The organism is Bradyrhizobium sp. UFLA05-108, from assembly GCF_059803455.1.
In genome coordinates this window covers 1-16,854 of the sequence record NZ_JBANAZ010000116.1, presented here as the reverse complement: position 1 = coordinate 16,854, position 16,854 = coordinate 1, and the positions used below count along the sequence as shown (strand labels likewise).

Sequence of the window (16,854 nt, the reverse complement as noted above, 5' to 3'; positions counted from 1 at the left end):
CAATCTTTCGGTGTGTCAGAATCTCGAACTCCCCGAAACTGGGCTTGGCGAGATAAATGCCCCCTGCCGATATCGCGGCGTGGAGTGCAGGCCCTGACGTGTCAAGGATCAGGCGTGCTCCCTTACGCCTCACAATGCGCGCCAGGCGGGCGTAAAAATCGATGGGAACCCCGGGCGGCAGGCTGCCGCTCGCGACGACATAGTCTGCATCGCATTCGCCAAGTTCGGATAGAGCCGATTGCCACTCCGCCTCGACAAGGGCCGAGCCCTCGCTTACGAAACGATACTCTAGCCCCGAAATCTCTTCCAAGACCGTGAAACTGATGCGAGTGCCGCCGGCTACCTCGATGCATTTTCCCGGCACGCCCAATTTCGCGACGAGTTCGTTCAAGACGAGTCCAGTTGCGCCGCCGGAAAGGTAGATAGCATAGGACCCAAGGCCCAGTTCCTTCAGCACGCGCGCGACATTGATGCCGCCACCCCCAGCGTCAGTGCGCTGTCCTACCGCTCGGTTCTTACGGATCGGTCTGATCTCGTTTGACTTGAACGCGAGATCGATGGTCGGGCTCAGCGTCAGCGTAACGATCGGCTTTGAGGCTATCTCCGGCTGCTGTATCATGGCGTAAGCCTTCTCGCCTGGGGATAGAAAGGTTGAAAGTTATCACCGTTGGAGGCTGAGAGCCATGCGGCTAGTCGGCGACATTGGTGGAACCAACGCAAGGTTTGCGATTGCAGAGCCGGGCAAGTGTCCCCGCGACGTACGCAAGCTCCCTGCTGCTCAATATCCCAATCTCGCTGACGCAGCAGAGGACTATCTGTCTCGTGCTCCGAAGGTGGAAGATGCGGTGCTTGCGGTAGCCGGTCCCGTATTGGGTGATGATGTCTGGTTCAGCAACAGCACTTGGCGATTCTCGATCGAGGATGTGCGCCGGCGACTCCGCTTGCGCAAGCTGATCGTCATCAACGATCTCGTCGCCCAAGCATTGTCCTTTGCTGCGTTGCAGCCCGATGAGATCGGCGCGGTGAAATCGGGAACCCGCAATCCGGAGCACCCTAGCCTGGTGATTGGACCCGGAACCGGCCTCGGAGTCGCTTTTCTGCTGAACAATGCGGGTACGTTTGTCGGCCTCCCGAGCGAGGCCGGACATGCAACATTCGCCCCGACGGACCGCCTGCAGGCGGAAATCCAGTCGCGTCTTCAGGATCAACATGCACATGTGTCAGTTGAGCGGTTGCTGTCAGGATCGGGACTGTTGTCGATCGCGACGGCTTTGGCCGAGATCAACGGGCAGATCATCGACGTTCAGGATCCAAGAGACGTTTCGGCGCGCGCTGCAGCAGGTCAGTGCCCCACCTGTCGTGAGGCAATAAGGATCTTCTCATCCATCCTCGGTTCTACGGCGGGCAGCCTCGCGCTGACCCTTCTGACCAGCGGCGGAGTCGTCATCACTGGCGGACTATGCCGCGGGCTGCGGCCACTATGGGATGTGGAAGCATTGACCGGAGCTTTCGTCGCAAAGGGACGGTTCAGCTCATACCTGGACGGGATACCGATCGATCAGATCTTGCGTCCTCACGCAGGTCTACTCGGCGCGGCACGGTACGTAGAGCGAAGCCGCTCCATTTGAGCTGAGCCAGAACGGGCGCGCGACGAAACTCAAGCTGAACGGCTATTGAGGGACCTGTGATGTCTTCACAAACAAGCCCGATGCCGAGCCCAGGGATGTCTCGCATTGCCGGTCTTATTCCGTCGCGATTTGATGCCGCAGCCTTCGATCTTGATGGCGTGATTACGGATACCGCGCGCATCCATTTCCAGGCGTGGCAGCAAACCTTCGATGCCTTTTTCGAAGGCGCCACCCGCCGCACCGGCGTTAGCTTTGCGCCACTCACGCTCCAGGATTATCACAGCTACATCGACGGGCGTCCCCGCGAGGAGGCTATTCGTGCCTTTCTGTCCGCTCGAGTTATGGAGATAGCGGAAGGCGGCGAAGCGGACGGCCCCGAAGCCGAAACCGTCCACGGCCTCGCCAAGCGAAAGGACGGGCTGTTTCTGGAGCGGATGCGCAGCAAGGGGGTAGACATCTATCCGTCCACGCTGGCGCTGATACGGCGTCTACGCGCCCTCGGCCTCAGTACGGCGGTGGTTTCGGCGAGCCGAAACTGCCGAGAGGTTCTGCAAGCCACGCGACTCGACCGGCTGTTCGATGCTCGCGTCGACGGACAGGATGCCGCGGCGTCGGGGCTGCGAGGGAAGCCAGCGCCGGACACGTTTCTTGAGGCGGCGCGACGCCTCGGGACCTCGCCCGAGCGCACCGTCGTCATCGAGGACGCGATTGCCGGAGTGGCCGCGGGACGCGCCGGCGGCTTCGGCCTTGTCATCGGCATCGACCGGACCGGCCATGGGACGGCCCTGAAAGACGCCGGCGCCGATATCGTTGTCGCCGACCTCAACCAGATCGATTTGGAATGGGAGGATGGGCTGGCACGGCGGCGCACGACTCGGCTGGATGTGCATCGGCTCGACCCGTTCATCGCGCAACCAGGGACAGAGACCTGCCATCCGGCAGCACAGGCTAGACCGGACCCGTGGCTGTTTGCCCATGAGGGTTTCGATCCTTCCTTGGAAGGCCGTCGCGAAACCCTGTTCGCCGTCGGCAACGGGTACTTCGTGACTCGCGGAGCGGCTGCCGAGGCACGCGCTGATGATCTGTATTATCCCGGCACGTATCTTGCCGGCGCCTACAACCGGCTCACGACGCTGATCGATGGCCGTCCGATCGAGAACGAGGACCTGGTCAACCTCCCCAACTGGCTGCCACTGACGTTCCGAATCGATGAAGGAGAATGGTTCGACCTGCGTCGCATCGAAATCCTTGGGTATCGGCTAACGCTCGATCTGCGCCGCGGCCTTTACTTGCGAACTTTGCGGGTACGCGACGCGCACGGGCGGGAAACCAGCCTCGCCGAGCGCCGGTTCGTGCACATGGACGCCCAGCACCTCGCCGGCCAGCATGTCACCATCACTTCGGAGAACTGGTCGGGCCGGCTCACGGTGCGCGCCATGCTGGATGGCGACGTCGCCAATACCGGCGTGCTGCGCTACAAAGCGTTTGCAAGCAGGAATCTGCGCGTGTGCGACGCGACCACCATTGCACCCTGCTCCATGCTGCTCCAGGTCGAGACGACGCAGTCGAAACTGCGGATCGCGCAGGCCGCGCGGATTGAGGTAAGCGTACGCGGTCTCGATGTCGCCGTCGACAAGCGCCCGATCAAGGAAGCCGCACGTGTTGGCTACGACGTCATGCTTGACGTCATGCCGGGCGTCAGCACTGAAATCGAGAAGATCATCGCGCTGTATACCTCCAGAGATCGCGCCATCGCGGATCCAGAAACTGCGGCGCGCACTGCGATCGTGCGGGCCGACGGCTTTGATGCACTTCTGAAAACCCATGAACGTGCCTGGGCATACCTGTGGGAGCGCACTGATCTTGATCTGCTCGATGTCGGCAGCGACGAAGCGGAGGAGACGCATTTGGCTGTGCGCCTGCACCTCTTCCATCTGCTCCAGACAGCTTCCAGTCACAGCATGGAGCTGGACGCCGGCATCCCTGCCCGCGGCTGGCATGGCGAGGGATATCGCGGCCACATTTTCTGGGACGAGCTATTCATCTTCCCATTATTGAGCTTGCACCTGCCGATCCTCGCTCGTGCGCTGCTGCTCTACCGCTACCGGCGCCTCGACGAAGCACGATGGGCCGCCCGGCAAGCTGGATTCCGCGGTGCAATGTACCCGTGGCAGAGCGGCAGCGATGGGCGCGAAGAAACCGACGTCATGTACTTCAACCCTCGTTCCGGCAACTGGATCAAGGACGACACGCATCTTCAGCGCCATGTTGGCGCGGCGGTTGCCTACAATGTCTGGCAGTACTACCAAGCGACCGACGATGCCGATTTCCTTTACTCCTTCGGCGCCGAGTTGATGTTCGAGATCGCCCGCTTCTGGGGCAGCATCGCGCAATGGGACGAAGCACGCGGCCGCTACGATATTCGCGGCGTCATGGGCCCGGACGAATTCCACGACGGCTATCCTGATCGCGATGCGCCGGGCTTGGACAACAACGCATACACCAATGTCATGGCGGCTTGGTGCATAACGCGCGCGCTCGACCTCTTTGAACTGTTGCCGCAAGGACGCTGCGAGGAGCTGTGTCGGGACCTGCGGATCGAGCAGGAGGAACTCGCACATTTGGAACATGTCAGCTGCAAGCTTTACCTGCCATTCCATAACGATGGCATTCTCAGCCAGTTTGAGGGCTATGAGGCTCTGCAGGAGTTCGACTGGAATACTTATCGGCACAAGTATCCAAGCATCATGCGCCTCGATCTGATCCTCGAGGCAGAGAACGACACGCCCAATCGCTACAAGCTCTCCAAGCAGGCCGACGTCCTGATGTTGTTCTATGTGTTTTCTGCAGAAGAACTGGCGGAGCTCTTCGACCGTCTCGGCTATGCCTTCGATCCTGGTACGATCCCCAGAACCATCGACTACTATTTGCGGCGCAGCTCGCACGGCTCCACCTTAAGCGCAATTGCGCATGCCTGGGTATTAGCGCGCTCCTGCCGGCAGCGCGCCTGGTCGCTGTTCACGGAGGCTCTGCAAAGCGACATCAGCGACGTTCAAGGAGGAACCACGCGCGAAGGCATCCATCTTGGCGCCATGGCTGGCACGATCGACCTATTGCAACGCTGCTTCACAGGGCTGGAGCTGCGCGGAGACGAACTACATTTCCATCCGGCACTGCCGGATGAATTGCGTCGGCTTGCTTTTCGGCTCCGCTATCGCCAGCACACGCTTAGCGTGGACATAACTCAGGATGCACTAACGCTGTCGAGTGATCCCAGTGGGGCGGAACCGATCTCTATCGCGGTCGGCGACCGTCATGTCGTCCTCCGCCCGGGCGAGCGCACCAGCCTGACGCTCGTTCGTCCCTCGTGACCACACGGGCACTAGCTCGGCAGCCCGTTGTGGGCGTCCTGAACAACGAAGATCCTGGTTTGAGAAGTGAAATCGCCTGCAACGAGAACCTCAATGCCCCGATACAACGTTCTGAGGCGTCCCCCGCGCAAATGCCTCGATGTTAGAAAGTGTCGTCGCGACGATTCGCTCCAGTGCCGCCTCGGTGTTGTAGGCATTGTGCGGCGTACAAATCACATTCGGAAAGCGCAGCAACACGTGGTTTGCTACTAGCGCTTTGAAATCGTCGGCGTCCGGGGCCGCCTCCTGGTGGAAGATCGCCGCCTCTTCACGGATCAAGGGTTCCTGCGGCAGGACATCGAGGCCAGCGCCGCGAAGCCTTCCATCAGCCAGCGCCCGCACCAGCGCTTCAACGTCAACGATGTGGCCGCGTGCGGTATTGATCAGGATTGCACCCGGCTTCATGCGGGAGAACTCACGATCCGAGAGCAAGCGAGCGGTGCCAGACGTTGCAGGCACGTGCAGCGTTACGACGTCGGAATCGGACAATAGCTTGTCAAGGTTGGTGTAGGTGAACTTGAGCCGGGTAGCGGCCGCTTCGTCCGGTCGGAGATCATAAGCAAGAACATTCATGCCGAAACCGCATGCGATTTCGATCACACGGAGCCCGATCCGGCCGGTGCCGACTACGCCGATCACCCCGTCGCGGAGCTCAAAGCCCCGCAGCCCTGTCTGCGTGAACCGCCCGCGTCGCGTCTGCTCCACCGACTCCACGAGTTTGCGCGCAACGCCCAACAGCAGAGCGAAAACGTGCTCGGCCACTGTCGAGTCGCCGTAGTCAGGCACGTTCGACACAGTGATGGCGTGCGTGGCGCAGTAATTGAGATCGATGTGATCGTATCCGGTCGATCGCGTCGCAATCAGTCTTAGCTTCGGAAATTGTGAGAGGGCCGATGCGTCCAACCGCGAATTGACGAATGGGCTGGCAACCTCGGCGTCGGAGAACTCAGCCGCGTTCCGCTTGTCGAGCGGTTCAGCAATGCATCGTACGCGATGGTGTGGCTCAAGGCGCAGGAAGGCTGGTCGCTCCCATTCCTCGGTTTCAAATACGACGATGTTCATGGTGGCCTCCCGGGTCTGAGCACGGGTTCGCAGCGCCGATGAGCTTATACGGTCCTATCCCATGCAGCCTCACATTGATGGCAGGATTCGGTCAACGCGCCGGCTTCTGATAGGACAGAGCTGCTGAGACATTTTCCTTCGAGATGGTGGGCTAAAGCATACGATGTGTACCCTCCGGTCGTCTCTCAACCTCCAAATGGGAACCACCGCACAAGCGTCAGCGCCAGAGCGCCCCCGAGCGCCAGGCATCCAAGACAAACTGGTCCCGTCTTTCTCAGCACATCGCCTTCGCGTCCTTGCAGGCCGACCGTCGCGGCGCCTGTGATGATGTTGTGCAGCGCCGCGCAATTGCCGACGGCAGCTCCGAATCCTTGGGCGGAGACTAGCGCGAGCATCGGCAAGCCGAGCCTGGCGGCCGCCGCCTGCTGAAGATCCGTCAGGAGGATGTTGGAGACGGTTGTCGAGCCTGTGATGAAGGAGCCGATGGCCCCAACTGAAGGAGCAAGCAGCGGCCAGGCCTGACCGGTCCGCGTGGCTGTCTCCGCCAGCGCCTCAATCATGCCCGCATGGACCATCAGCCGGGCTATAGCGAGCATCGCGAATAAGGCAACTGCAACGGGAACTAGCCGTCGAACGGCAGTGGTGACGGCACCGGCCAGATCGTCAGTCTTGCACCCCTGTAAGAGCCCTCCGAGCAGAAATCCTGCGAGCAGCATGGTCCCGGGATGATAGAGGGGCTCTACGCGACCGCCGAACGGTCCAGGCAACCCCCATTCGAGCACAATGTGCCGGAGCGCATCGCGGATCTGCGGAACGAGTCGCGTCACGAGGATTAAACCAACCAGGACGGCATATGGCAGACCAGCAATGGCAAGCGATCTCGCGTCTAGGCTTTTAGATTGCTGTGCGTGCACCCGCCTGAGCACAAAAGCAAATACCGATCCGCCGGCAAGGGCGCCGCCGAGCGTCGGCAGCTCTGGTCCCACCCAAATGGCCAAGGCCAGGTAAGGCAGCAGGAAACAAATGGCGGCGACGATCGCCCATGCCACATATTTCGCCTGGAAACGTCCTGTGCCCGCGATGAACACGATCGAAAGCACCAGCAATGGCGCCAGGCTCGCGTGCAGCAATGCCGTCGGCGGCGCGATGCTGTTGCCGCTAACGCCTGACACGTCGGTCTGCGCGAAGATCGGAGTGCCGAGCGCGCCAAAAGAAGTGCCTGTGACATGACCAATAAGCGGTAACGCGACCGCCACGACGGGCGTGAAGCCGAGGCTGACCAGCAGAGGCGCAGCCAGAGCTATCGGCGTGCCGAACCCCGCCGCCCCTTCCATGAATGGCGCGAAGAACCAAGCGATGATGAGAGCAAGCAAGGTCTTGTCCGAGGACAGGCTCATCAGTCCCGTCCGGATAGCATCGATCGCGCCCGAACGCTGCTGCAGCTCATAGAGAGACAAGGCCGGCAGGATGATCCACAGGATGTCAACGGCCGAGAAAATGGCCTCCGCGCCGGTTCCGATGAGCGTTCCGGCGAGGCCTTGCTCAGCATAGATACTCGTTCCTAAGCCAAAGAATCCGATTGCGCCAGCCGTGGCCGCCACGAGTCCGACCAGTCCCGCGTTCGCGGCCGACCACCGCAATACGGCCATGAGAAGAACGATCAGGGCGAGCGGAGCAATCGCGACCAAAGCTGCCATTCAACTTCCCGTGGACTTGATTTGGCTCAAACCCCAACCAAACGTTACCATGCGCCGACCTTTCGCAGAACCAGGCCACCTGATTGCGATTGCAAAAAATCGCCTGCATACGCGAAAGATTCCTAAGCGATGCGATAGCTCTTGAAACGGTAGCCGGGACCAGGTGTCCGGATCGCACAGGAGGCTAGCAAGCGACCGCAGATCAAGGTCGGCCGCCACAGATCGCGTTTAAACAATCGTCGCAGTCTTCGCGATCCAAACACTGTCGAGCGTAGTGCCAGGAAAGGGAGCCGAAGAAATGACCATTCGCATCGCCATCAATGGATTCGGCCGCATCGGCCGCAATACTCTCAGGGCCATCATCGAAGACGGCCGCAAGGATATCGAGGTGGTCGCGGTCAATGACCTGGGGCCTGTCGAGACCAACGCGCACCTTCTACGATACGATTCCGTGCACGGCCGCTTCCCAGGTGAAGTAACGGTTGAAGGCGACGCCATCAGCGTTGGCGGCCGCAAGGTCAGGGTGACCGCGATCAAGGATCCCTCAAGTCTGCCATGGAAGGACCTCGGCGTTGACATCGCGCTCGAATGCACGGGCGTCTTCAACTCGAAGGCCAAAGCTTCCGCTCACCTCACAGCGGGCGCAAAGGCCATCCTAGTCTCTGCGCCCGCCGACGGCGCCGATATCACGGTAGTTTACGGCGTTAACCACGGCGCGCTGTCGAAGGAGCACAGGGTCGTCTCCGCCGCCTCGTGCACAACCAACTGTCTGGCGCCCGTTGCCAAGGTGCTCAACGATGCGATCGGGATCGAAAAGGGCTTCATGACAACGATCCATGCCTATACCGGCGATCAGCCGACGCTTGATACATTGCACAGAGACTTGTACCGCGCGCGAGCCGCGGCGATGTCGATGATCCCGACCTCAACAGGCGCGGCAAAGGCGGTCGGCCTCGTGTTGCCGGAACTGAACGGCAAACTTGACGGTGTCGCCATTCGCGTTCCAGTGCCAAATGTTTCGGTGGTCGATTTCAAGTTCGTCGCGAAGAGGGCCACATCGAAGGACGAGGTGAACGCCGCGATCAAGCGAGCCGCCGACCAGCAGCTCAAGGGGATTCTTGGCTATACCAACAATCCTAATGTTTCCGTCGACTTCAACCACGATCCGCACAGTTCCGTCTTTCACATGGATCAGACGAAGGTCTTGGACGGCACGCTGGTGCGCGTGATGTCCTGGTATGACAACGAGTGGGGATTCTCGTGCCGCATGGCGGATACCGCCGTAGCAATGGGGAAGTTGATCTGAACAAGATTAGACGCTCCGCTGATGCGCCGCATACGGATGGCACGCTTCGTTGAGGCGGAGAGTTCGATCGTGCCGCCGGTCCGCATTCAACCCACATAGAGGTCATCAAAGAATAGTCTCACGGGTCCCAGGCAGATGGGCGCCAAGAGCTGCCCATTAAGACCTCGCTACACGGAGCCCGGCAAGGCGCCAAGCGGAGACAGTGCTTTCGCCAAAATGCGCCTACGGATCAATCAGGACGCCCGGGTTGAGTATGCATAGCGGATCCAGTTCCCGCTTGGCTGCCCGCAATGCGGCTGCGAAAAGCTCCGGCCGTTGCCGGTCATACCACGGCCTGTGATCGCGGCCGACCGCATGATGATGCGTGATTGTGCCACCTGCCGCGATCAGCGCGTCGCTTGCCGCGTTCTTGATGGCCTGCCACTGCTCGAGAAGTCCGCCGTGGCGACCAAGAGCATGGAAAGTGAAATAGGGTGCAGGCCCGTCCGGGTAGAGGTGGGTGAAACGGCAAGTGACTTCACCCCTGACGCCAGTTGCTTCAAGAATGGCGCGCTCGGTCGCCCCTTTGACGTTGTCGTGAAAGCCTTCGAACTGATCCCAGGTGACGGCAGTCTCGAACGTATCGTTGATGAGGCCTGCGGGCGTTAGAAATTCGCGCGCATAGGGCATCCGAATGAATGCATTGCGCCAGATGCCCGCCGCACCTTCCAGATGCGCGCCGCTCGCCTTTGCCGGCTCCGGCGTTCCCCGATGGTCGGTGCAGCATTCCAGCGCGCGCGCTATCCAGGCGTCCATCGGATGATCGCCCGACTCGAACGCGAGCACCATGATGGCAACGCTCCCATCGGCTGCACCAGTGTTAAAGGCCTCCTGTGAGTCCAGGATCCGACAATTTGATGGATAGAGGCCCGCTTGCGCGACTGCACGCACGGCGCGCGCAGCATCGAAGAACGACGGAAAACGAACGGACGCGCCGGCGCGGAATTTTGGACGGGGCTGCAATCGCATCCAGGCGCGCGAAATCACACCCAAAACTCCTTCCGAGCCGATGAACATCCGGTCGGGACTCGGACCCGCACCCGACCCGGGAAGCCGGCGCGTTTCGACCACACCAGCTGGCGTCACGACGCGCAGGCTTTCGACGAAATCGTCGATGTGAGTGTGAAGGCTGGCGAAATGGCCGCCCGATCGGGTCGCAATCCAGCCGCCGAGCGTCGAATATTCAAAACTCTGCGGGAAGTGCCGCAATGTGAAACCATGGGGCTTGAGCTGGTTTTCCAAAGATGGGCCAAAGGTGCCGGCTTCAATCAATGCAGCGCGGGATACCGGATCCACTTCGACGACTTTAGCGAGATTGCGCAGGTCGAGGGTAACGGCAGATTTATGCTTGATGCCGTCAACCCGCGGCTCGACTCCGCCGCAGACACTGGATCCGCCCCCGAAAGGCGTCAGCGAAGCGCCGACAGAACCCGCCCAGTCCATCACAGCGGAAATCTCCGCCTCATTTCGCGGATAGGCCACGACGTCGGGCGCACAATCGTAGTTGCCGAGCATCGCTCTGACGTAGTCCGGATATGACTTGCCATAGGTGTGCGCGGCGCGATCGTAGCGTTCCGCCGTGCAGAAGGGTGACAGCGAAGCCGGCGGCAGCACGCGCGGCTCCCGCAGGAAGAGGTCTTCAAGGCGCGGGACTGCGATCGTATCGAACTCGCCAGTTCCAAACTTCGCATGATAGCGGCCGAGAACGAAGTTTCGCTCCTCTGCGCTCATGCCTTCTCCTTCACGGCCCCACCCGTAATATTTTAGCCTTGCGACATCCATGAGGGGTCCCTCCCGGTTCTTTTCGAGAGTTTCTGAGATCGACGAGAATCTTCTGAACCACGGGGCCGCTGAAGGCGACCTCGGTCGATCGAAACGATACGCTTCCAAGGCAGAACGTGAAAGAGCACGCCGATGACAAGGCTCTGTCTCAGCGTCGGGTCTAACCGCCGCTCGAACACATGCGGCCACGGGCATTGTTCGAGGAGCAGCATCGCATCCTCAGGATTTTTCCGCCAGCTCATTCAACCGGAGCCCCTTGGTTATCATGGGCAGCACGATGCCTCACCGCATTTCGGCATAGGGAGTTGCGTGTCGCTTCACTTCCGCTTGGCCCTTGTGTCGCACCTGGCCTTATCCGGTCGAAAATGGGCATTCGTCGCACCACCATAGCCATCCTGCACCCGGGCTGCGCGGGCAAACTGCGTTGCATAACGTTTGCGCTTACAAGTGGAGCTAGTCGCAAACTAGAATGCGCCGATAACGCCTGTAGACATATTGGCAGTCACTACCGGAATAATAGCCGTAGCGCGAGCTACACTACTAGACGCATAGCCAGCGTAAGCGCCGGTTATGTAAGCAGAAGCAGCGTAAGCCGCGCGACGACTATATTGCGCTCCACCGACATGGTAGCCGTAGGCTCCGGAGCGGCTGATGTTGACCGACGCGGCGCGCGCCGAGTTTACGACTGCCGGCGTGCCGCCAATGCTTCTGGCCGCGGTGAAATCAGCGCGCGGCCCGGCCGCCGGACCGAGGCGAGGCGCTGGATCGCCGAGGCCGGCGCGAGGGCCAGGCTGAGGAGGGCCTGCGAAGGCCGGCGGACCTGCGGCGGGCATCGGAGGAGGTCCGGCGGGCGCCATCGGCGGAGGTGGAGGAAATTGCGCAAAGGCCGCAGTGGGCACGGGCAAAATCGTTCCGAGCGTCACACCGACGGCAAAGGTCAAGAATCTCTTCGAGGGCATCGTCGTCTCCGTTCTAGATTTGCGTCTCGAGCAGCAGCTCTGGCGCGTCGTGAGCGGCTATCTGTTCGGCCTGCTTTTCATGCGCAAACGCTTCAGGTTCATGCGCAGGCGATTCATCGCCCTGGTCAGGGTGGATCCTGAACCACGCAACATACAGCGCCGGCAGGAACAACAGCGTCAGCAGCGTGCCAACGATGATGCCGCCCATCATGGCGTAGGCCATCGGGCCCCAGAAAATCTCGCGGGCGATTGGAATGAGCGCGAGACTTGCGGCGGCCGCGGTCAACAGAATCGGACGCATGCGGTGCTCGGTGGCCTCGACCACGGCATCCCAGGCCGGCCATCCCTCCTTCTTCAGATCTTCGATCTGCACGATCAGGATCACCGAGTTGCGGATCAGAATGCCGATCAGCGCCAGAACGCCAAGGATCGCGACGAAGCCGAGCGGCGCACCGCTCGGGACCATCGCCATGACGACGCCGATGAGCGCGAGCGGCGCAACGGCAAACACCAGGAACAGCCGCGAGAAGCTCTGTAGCTGGACCATCAGCACGGTGGCCATGACGAACAGCATGAGCGGAACGACGGCGAGGATCGGCGCCTGGCTTTTGGCGCTTTCTTCGACGGAGCCACCGATCTTCATCGAATACCCTGCCGGCAGTTCCTTGGAAAATTCTGCGACCTTCGGCGCCAGCGCGTCCACGATCGTCTTCGGCTGGACATTGGTGATAGCGGCAGCTTTCAGCGTGACCGTGGGAATCCGCGCTCGCCGCCAGATCGTCGGCTGCTCAAGCTCGTAGCGCAGATTGGCGACGGCGCCGAGCGGCACGGACCGCCCGCCGAGGCCGGTCAACTGCAGATCGCGGAGTGTATCAATCGAGGCCCGTTCCGGCGCAGTGGCGCGTCCCGTGACGTTGACGAGATAGATGCTGTCGCGCACCTGCGTGATCGGCGAGCCCTCGAGCACGGAATTCAGGGTCGTGGCAATGTCTTCCGACGTCACCCCGAGCTGGCGCGCCTTGTCCTGGAGGACGTCGACCTTGACGACGCGGGCAGGCTCCATCCAGTCGAACACCACGTTGCCAAGATCGGGACTGCTCCGGACGATGCCGGCGAGCTTCTGGGAAAGCTCGCGGACCTTGGCGATATCGGGCCCGCTCAGGCGATACTGAACCGGACGTCCCACGGGCGGCCCGACCTCCAGCAACTTGACGTAGGTGTCGGTCCCCGGAAACGTTTTCTTCAGATAGTCCTCGAACTCGGCCTTGATCTTGTCGCGCGCCTTGATGCCGCCCTTGGTCACGATTACCTGCTGTCCGAACCAGGTGTTTGCAGTCTGCAAGTCGAAGGACAGCACGAACCGCGGGGCTCCAACGCCAACATAAGTCGACCAGTGATCGACGGAAGCGTTGCCCTGCAACTGCTCGCGCTCAAAGCGAGCCATCTGCGCATTGGTGTTGGTAATCGAGGCGTTCTGCGGCAGGTTCCAATCAATCACGAGCTCGGCACGATCCGATGACGGAAAGAACTGCTGCTGCACGAACTGCAGACCCACCATAGCGAACAGGAAAGCCGCAACCGTCACCGCAATGGTGCTCCAGCGGTGGTGCATGCAGAACAGTAGCAGGTGCGCGAACATTTGCGTGACGCGGCCCTTCTGCTCATGATGGCCTTTTATCTTGGCCGGAAGGATGGTGACGCCGAGCAATGGCGTGAACAGCACGGCTACGATCCACGACACCAGCAGAGAGACCGCAATCACCACGAAAAGCGTGAAGGTGAACTCGCCGGCATTGCTGCTGTTGAGCCCGATCGGGATGAACCCGGCCACAGTCACCAGCGTACCGGTCAGCATGGGGAACGCGGTCGAGGTATAGACATGGGTTGCCGCCTTTTCGAGGGGATCGCCGACCTCGAGCCGCGCCACCATCATTTCGACGGCGATCATGGCGTCGTCGACCAGAAGGCCGAGGGCGATGATTAGCGCACCCAGCGAAATGCGCTGCAGGGAGATGCCGCAATAGGCCATCACCACGAACGTGATGGCAAGCACCAGCGGAATGGCGATGGCGACCACGAGTCCGGCGCGCAAACCGAGGCTGAGGAAGCTGATCACGAGCACGATGATTACGGCCTCGAACAACGCCTCCGTGAAGCCGGAGACGGCATGCTCGACCACCACCGGCTGATCAGCAACCAGGTGCACGCCGACCCCGATCGGCAGGTCGGCAATGATCTTCGTCATCTCCTCCTTCAGCGCCTCGCCAAAATGCAGCAGGTTGGCGCCGGACTTCATGCCGATCGCGAGCGCGATCGCAGGCTGGCCGTTGTACCTGAACAGAGTCTGTGGCGGATCGGCGTAGCCGCGCGTGATGGTCGCAACGTCCGTTAGCGGAAAGAAGCGATCGTTGATGCGCAGATTGACCGCCTTCAGGCTCGCCTCGGAGGTGAACTGTCCATTGACGCGGACGCTGATCCGCTCCGGTCCCTCCTGGAGCACGCCAGATGGCGCGACGGCGTTCTGCCCCTGCAGTGAGTTCATGATCGAGTGAACGTCGAGGCCGAGAGCCGCAACCTTTCGGGTAGAGAATTCGAGATAGATCACCTCGTCCTGTGCGCCGAGAATGTCGACCTTGCCGACATCAGGCACGGTCAGCACCTTGGCTCGGATATCCTCGACCTCATCGCGGAGCTGTCGCTGGCTCAAGCCGTCGCTGGTGAAGGCGTAGATGTTGCCAAACACGTCGCCAAAGCGATCATTGAAACCGGGTCCGATCACGCCTTGCGGGAAGTCGCCCTTGATGTCCGCGATCATGTTGCGGACTCGGACCCAGGTGGGCTTCACATCCGCCGCCTTGGTGCTGTCGCGCAAGTAGACGAAGACGGTGGTCTGGCCTGCGACCGTCACGCTCTTGGTGTAGTCGAGCGATTCCAGCTCTTCCAACTTCTTCTCGATCCGGTCTGTGACCTGGCGTGTCATCTCCTCGGGTGAGGCGCCGGGCCACTGGACCTGGATCACCATGGTCTTGATGGTGAAATCAGGATCTTCCTGCCGCCCGAGCTGGAGGTAGGCAAAAAGGCCTGCCGCCATGAAGGCAATCATGAAATACCAGACGAGCGAGCGATGGCCGAGCGCCCAGTCGGAAAGGTTGAACGACTTCATGGTTTCTGATCCTGTTCGATACGGACTTGCTGTCCCGAGTTGAGGCTGTGGACGCCGGCGGTAACGACGCGCGCGCCGGGAGCAAGTCCGGCGATGATGCGAATTCCGCTTGGGTCGGCGATGCCATCGATTTTCTGCAGCGACACGGTGCTGGCGGGCTGATCGACCACCCAGACGAAATTGGCGCCGTCCTTTGCGAGCACGGCCGATGCGGGCAGGCGCAGGATCGGGGTCTGATCCTTGCCCAACTTTACCGTGACGGTTGCGCCGAGACGGAAGCTTTCCGGGGGGTTGTCGAGCCCAATCCGAACTCGTCGCAGGCGCGTCACCGGATCGGCCTGCGGCGCGATTTCGCGAACCCTGCCTTCGACCTGAACCGCTGGAAGGAGTTGCAGGCTGACGGTGAACGGCAGACCGATTTCGAGCGGAGCAGGAAGATCCTCGCCGATATCGACGACGGCTTCGCGGATTTCGGGCCTTGCGACCGTGACCACGCTTTGGCCGGGGGAGACCACCTGGCCGACTTCCGCGCCGACTGCGGTGACGACGCCACCGAAGTCGGCCTTGATCTGCGCATATCCGAGCTGCTCGATCGCCTTGGTCAGGTTCGCTTGTTCGTGCGCGACGGTTGCTTCGGCACCGGCGCGGGCCTGCTCGGCATTGTCCAGCGTCTGCCTGGTGGTCGCATCGCTGGTGATGAGCGTGCGCTGCCGCTCCTCCGTCGCTTTTGCCGTTGCAAGCTGCGCCTGGGCCTTCGCAAGCTGCGCTCTTGCCAAGCGGACGGCAAGGTCGAGAGCCGTGGGATCGAGGGCGCCGACAATCTGGCCTTCGCTGACGAGATCGCCGACATAGACGGGGCGCGAGGTCAGCCGTCCGAGCACGCGGAAGCCGAGATTGGTCTTGTAGCGGGGCTCTACGACGCCGACGGCAACCGTCCGATCTCCGTGGTTCGGCTCAACGAGCATTGAGAGCACGGGTCGAACCGGCTCCGGCGCCTTCGTCTCCTCATGACACCCGGCGAGCAGCAATGCCGGCGCCAGCGTGCCGGCGATCATGACCTGGATCTTCATGACCGGTCTCCTTCAAAGGTCACAAGCTGGCCAACGCTCAATAGCTTGCCGCCGTCGATCACGACGCGTTCGCCGGGCTCGAGCCCCGCCTTGATCAACACCTCGCCCGCCTCGTAGCCACCGAGCGTTACCGGCTTCAGCGACGCGGTTCGTGTCGAGGGGTCGACGGTCCAGACGGCGGCCTCCTCGCCCGCCGCCATCAATGCGCTCCAGGGCAGCGCAATCTGCTGCTGCGGCACGGCCCTCACCGTTCCTGCGATGGCGCTGCCGAGCGTCATCGCGGCCGGCGGATCCTGGATCGACACCTTGACGCGGATAGTGGAGCTCTTCGCGTCAACGGCCGGCGAGACTTCCCTGACCTGCCCGATCGCCGTCAGGCTTGGATCGGAGACCAGCGCCAGCACGACGTTGCGGCTGGCGGTCTGGCCAAGGAAGGCGGATTCGTAGACGTCGAAGACGGCATCCCGCTCTCCGTCGTGCGCCAGCGAGAATACGGGTTGCGCCGCCGGCACCACTTGGCCGACCTCCAGGTTGCGTGCGGTGATGACGCCGTCCGCCTCGGCGCGCAATGTGGTATAGCCAAGCGCGTCCCTCGACGTGCCAAGCTGCGCTTTTGCCGCCTCCAACTCGCTTTCCGCAGCTCGCAAGCCTTCCTGTGCCTGATCGTAGACCGTGCGGGTGGTGAAGCCGCTTGCGATCAGCGCTTTCTGCCGCTCGAAGGTAGCTTTCGCCACACGC

10 protein-coding genes are annotated in these 16,854 nt (G+C 61.5%); 3 read left to right on the top strand and 7 right to left on the bottom strand.

Features of this window, described 5'->3' with window-relative positions; genetic code table 11:
- Positions 1-619, bottom strand: a 619-nt coding sequence (locus SO140_RS43730; RefSeq protein WP_498544074.1) for a 1-phosphofructokinase family hexose kinase, incomplete at its 3' end; no start/stop codon positions are given.
- A gap of 64 nt (positions 620-683) precedes the next feature.
- Here SO140_RS43730 and glk point away from each other — a divergent pair.
- A complete protein-coding gene (glk, locus tag SO140_RS43725) occupies positions 684-1,628 on the top strand; it encodes a glucokinase (protein WP_449381902.1) in 945 nt (314 codons plus the stop codon).
- Positions 1,629-1,723: 95 nt separating this feature from the next.
- On the top strand, positions 1,724-4,999 hold the full coding sequence (locus tag SO140_RS43720) for a beta-phosphoglucomutase family hydrolase (protein ID WP_449381901.1): 3,276 nt from the start codon (positions 1,724-1,726) through the stop codon (positions 4,997-4,999).
- Between the two features lie 90 nt (positions 5,000-5,089).
- Here the strand turns inward: SO140_RS43720 and SO140_RS43715 are convergent, their stop codons facing one another.
- Complete coding sequence (locus SO140_RS43715; protein WP_449381900.1) at positions 5,090-6,100, bottom strand: hydroxyacid dehydrogenase; 1,011 nt, start codon at positions 6,098-6,100, stop codon at positions 5,090-5,092.
- A 185-nt stretch (positions 6,101-6,285) separates the two neighbouring features.
- Positions 6,286-7,797, bottom strand: a complete 1,512-nt coding sequence (locus tag SO140_RS43710; RefSeq protein WP_449381899.1) for an L-lactate permease — start codon at positions 7,795-7,797, stop codon at positions 6,286-6,288.
- Between the two features lie 298 nt (positions 7,798-8,095).
- Here SO140_RS43710 and gap point away from each other — a divergent pair, with 298 nt between their 5' ends.
- Entirely contained in the window at positions 8,096-9,103 is a 1,008-nt protein-coding gene (gene gap, locus SO140_RS43705) for a type I glyceraldehyde-3-phosphate dehydrogenase (protein ID WP_449381898.1), read from the top strand.
- A 222-nt stretch (positions 9,104-9,325) separates the two neighbouring features.
- Here the strand turns inward: gap and SO140_RS43700 are convergent, their stop codons facing one another.
- The 4 genes from SO140_RS43700 to SO140_RS43685 all read right to left on the bottom strand — a co-directional run.
- Positions 9,326-10,924 (bottom strand): FAD-binding oxidoreductase, encoded by a 1,599-nt coding sequence (locus SO140_RS43700; protein ID WP_449381897.1) that lies wholly within the window; start codon positions 10,922-10,924, stop codon positions 9,326-9,328.
- A gap of 972 nt (positions 10,925-11,896) precedes the next feature.
- A complete protein-coding gene (locus SO140_RS43695) occupies positions 11,897-15,046 on the bottom strand; it encodes an efflux RND transporter permease subunit (RefSeq protein WP_449381896.1) in 3,150 nt (1,049 codons plus the stop codon).
- Entirely contained in the window at positions 15,043-16,116 is a 1,074-nt protein-coding gene (locus SO140_RS43690; RefSeq protein ID WP_254107483.1) for an efflux RND transporter periplasmic adaptor subunit, read from the bottom strand. The genes SO140_RS43695 and SO140_RS43690 overlap by 4 nt, the downstream gene beginning before the upstream one ends.
- Positions 16,113-16,854: efflux RND transporter periplasmic adaptor subunit (locus tag SO140_RS43685; RefSeq protein ID WP_498544073.1), on the bottom strand; the 742-nt coding region annotated here is incomplete at its 5' end. The genes SO140_RS43690 and SO140_RS43685, both read right to left, overlap by 4 nt.

Excerpts from the sequence above, each read along its gene's own strand:
- glk (WP_449381902.1), top strand. The coding sequence starts at position 684 with ATGCGGCTAGTCGGCGACATTGGTGGAACCAACGCAAGGTTTGCGATT.
- SO140_RS43720 (WP_449381901.1), top strand. The coding sequence starts at position 1,724 with ATGTCTCGCATTGCCGGTCTTATTCCGTCGCGATTTGATGCCGCAGCC.
- SO140_RS43715 (WP_449381900.1), bottom strand. The coding sequence starts at position 6,100 with ATGAACATCGTCGTATTTGAAACCGAGGAATGGGAGCGACCAGCCTTC.
- SO140_RS43710 (WP_449381899.1), bottom strand. The coding sequence starts at position 7,797 with ATGGCAGCTTTGGTCGCGATTGCTCCGCTCGCCCTGATCGTTCTTCTC.
- gap (WP_449381898.1), top strand. The coding sequence starts at position 8,096 with ATGACCATTCGCATCGCCATCAATGGATTCGGCCGCATCGGCCGCAAT.
- SO140_RS43700 (WP_449381897.1), bottom strand. The coding sequence starts at position 10,924 with ATGGATGTCGCAAGGCTAAAATATTACGGGTGGGGCCGTGAAGGAGAA.
- SO140_RS43695 (WP_449381896.1), bottom strand. The coding sequence starts at position 15,046 with ATGAAGTCGTTCAACCTTTCCGACTGGGCGCTCGGCCATCGCTCGCTC.
- SO140_RS43690 (WP_254107483.1), bottom strand. The coding sequence starts at position 16,116 with ATGAAGATCCAGGTCATGATCGCCGGCACGCTGGCGCCGGCATTGCTG.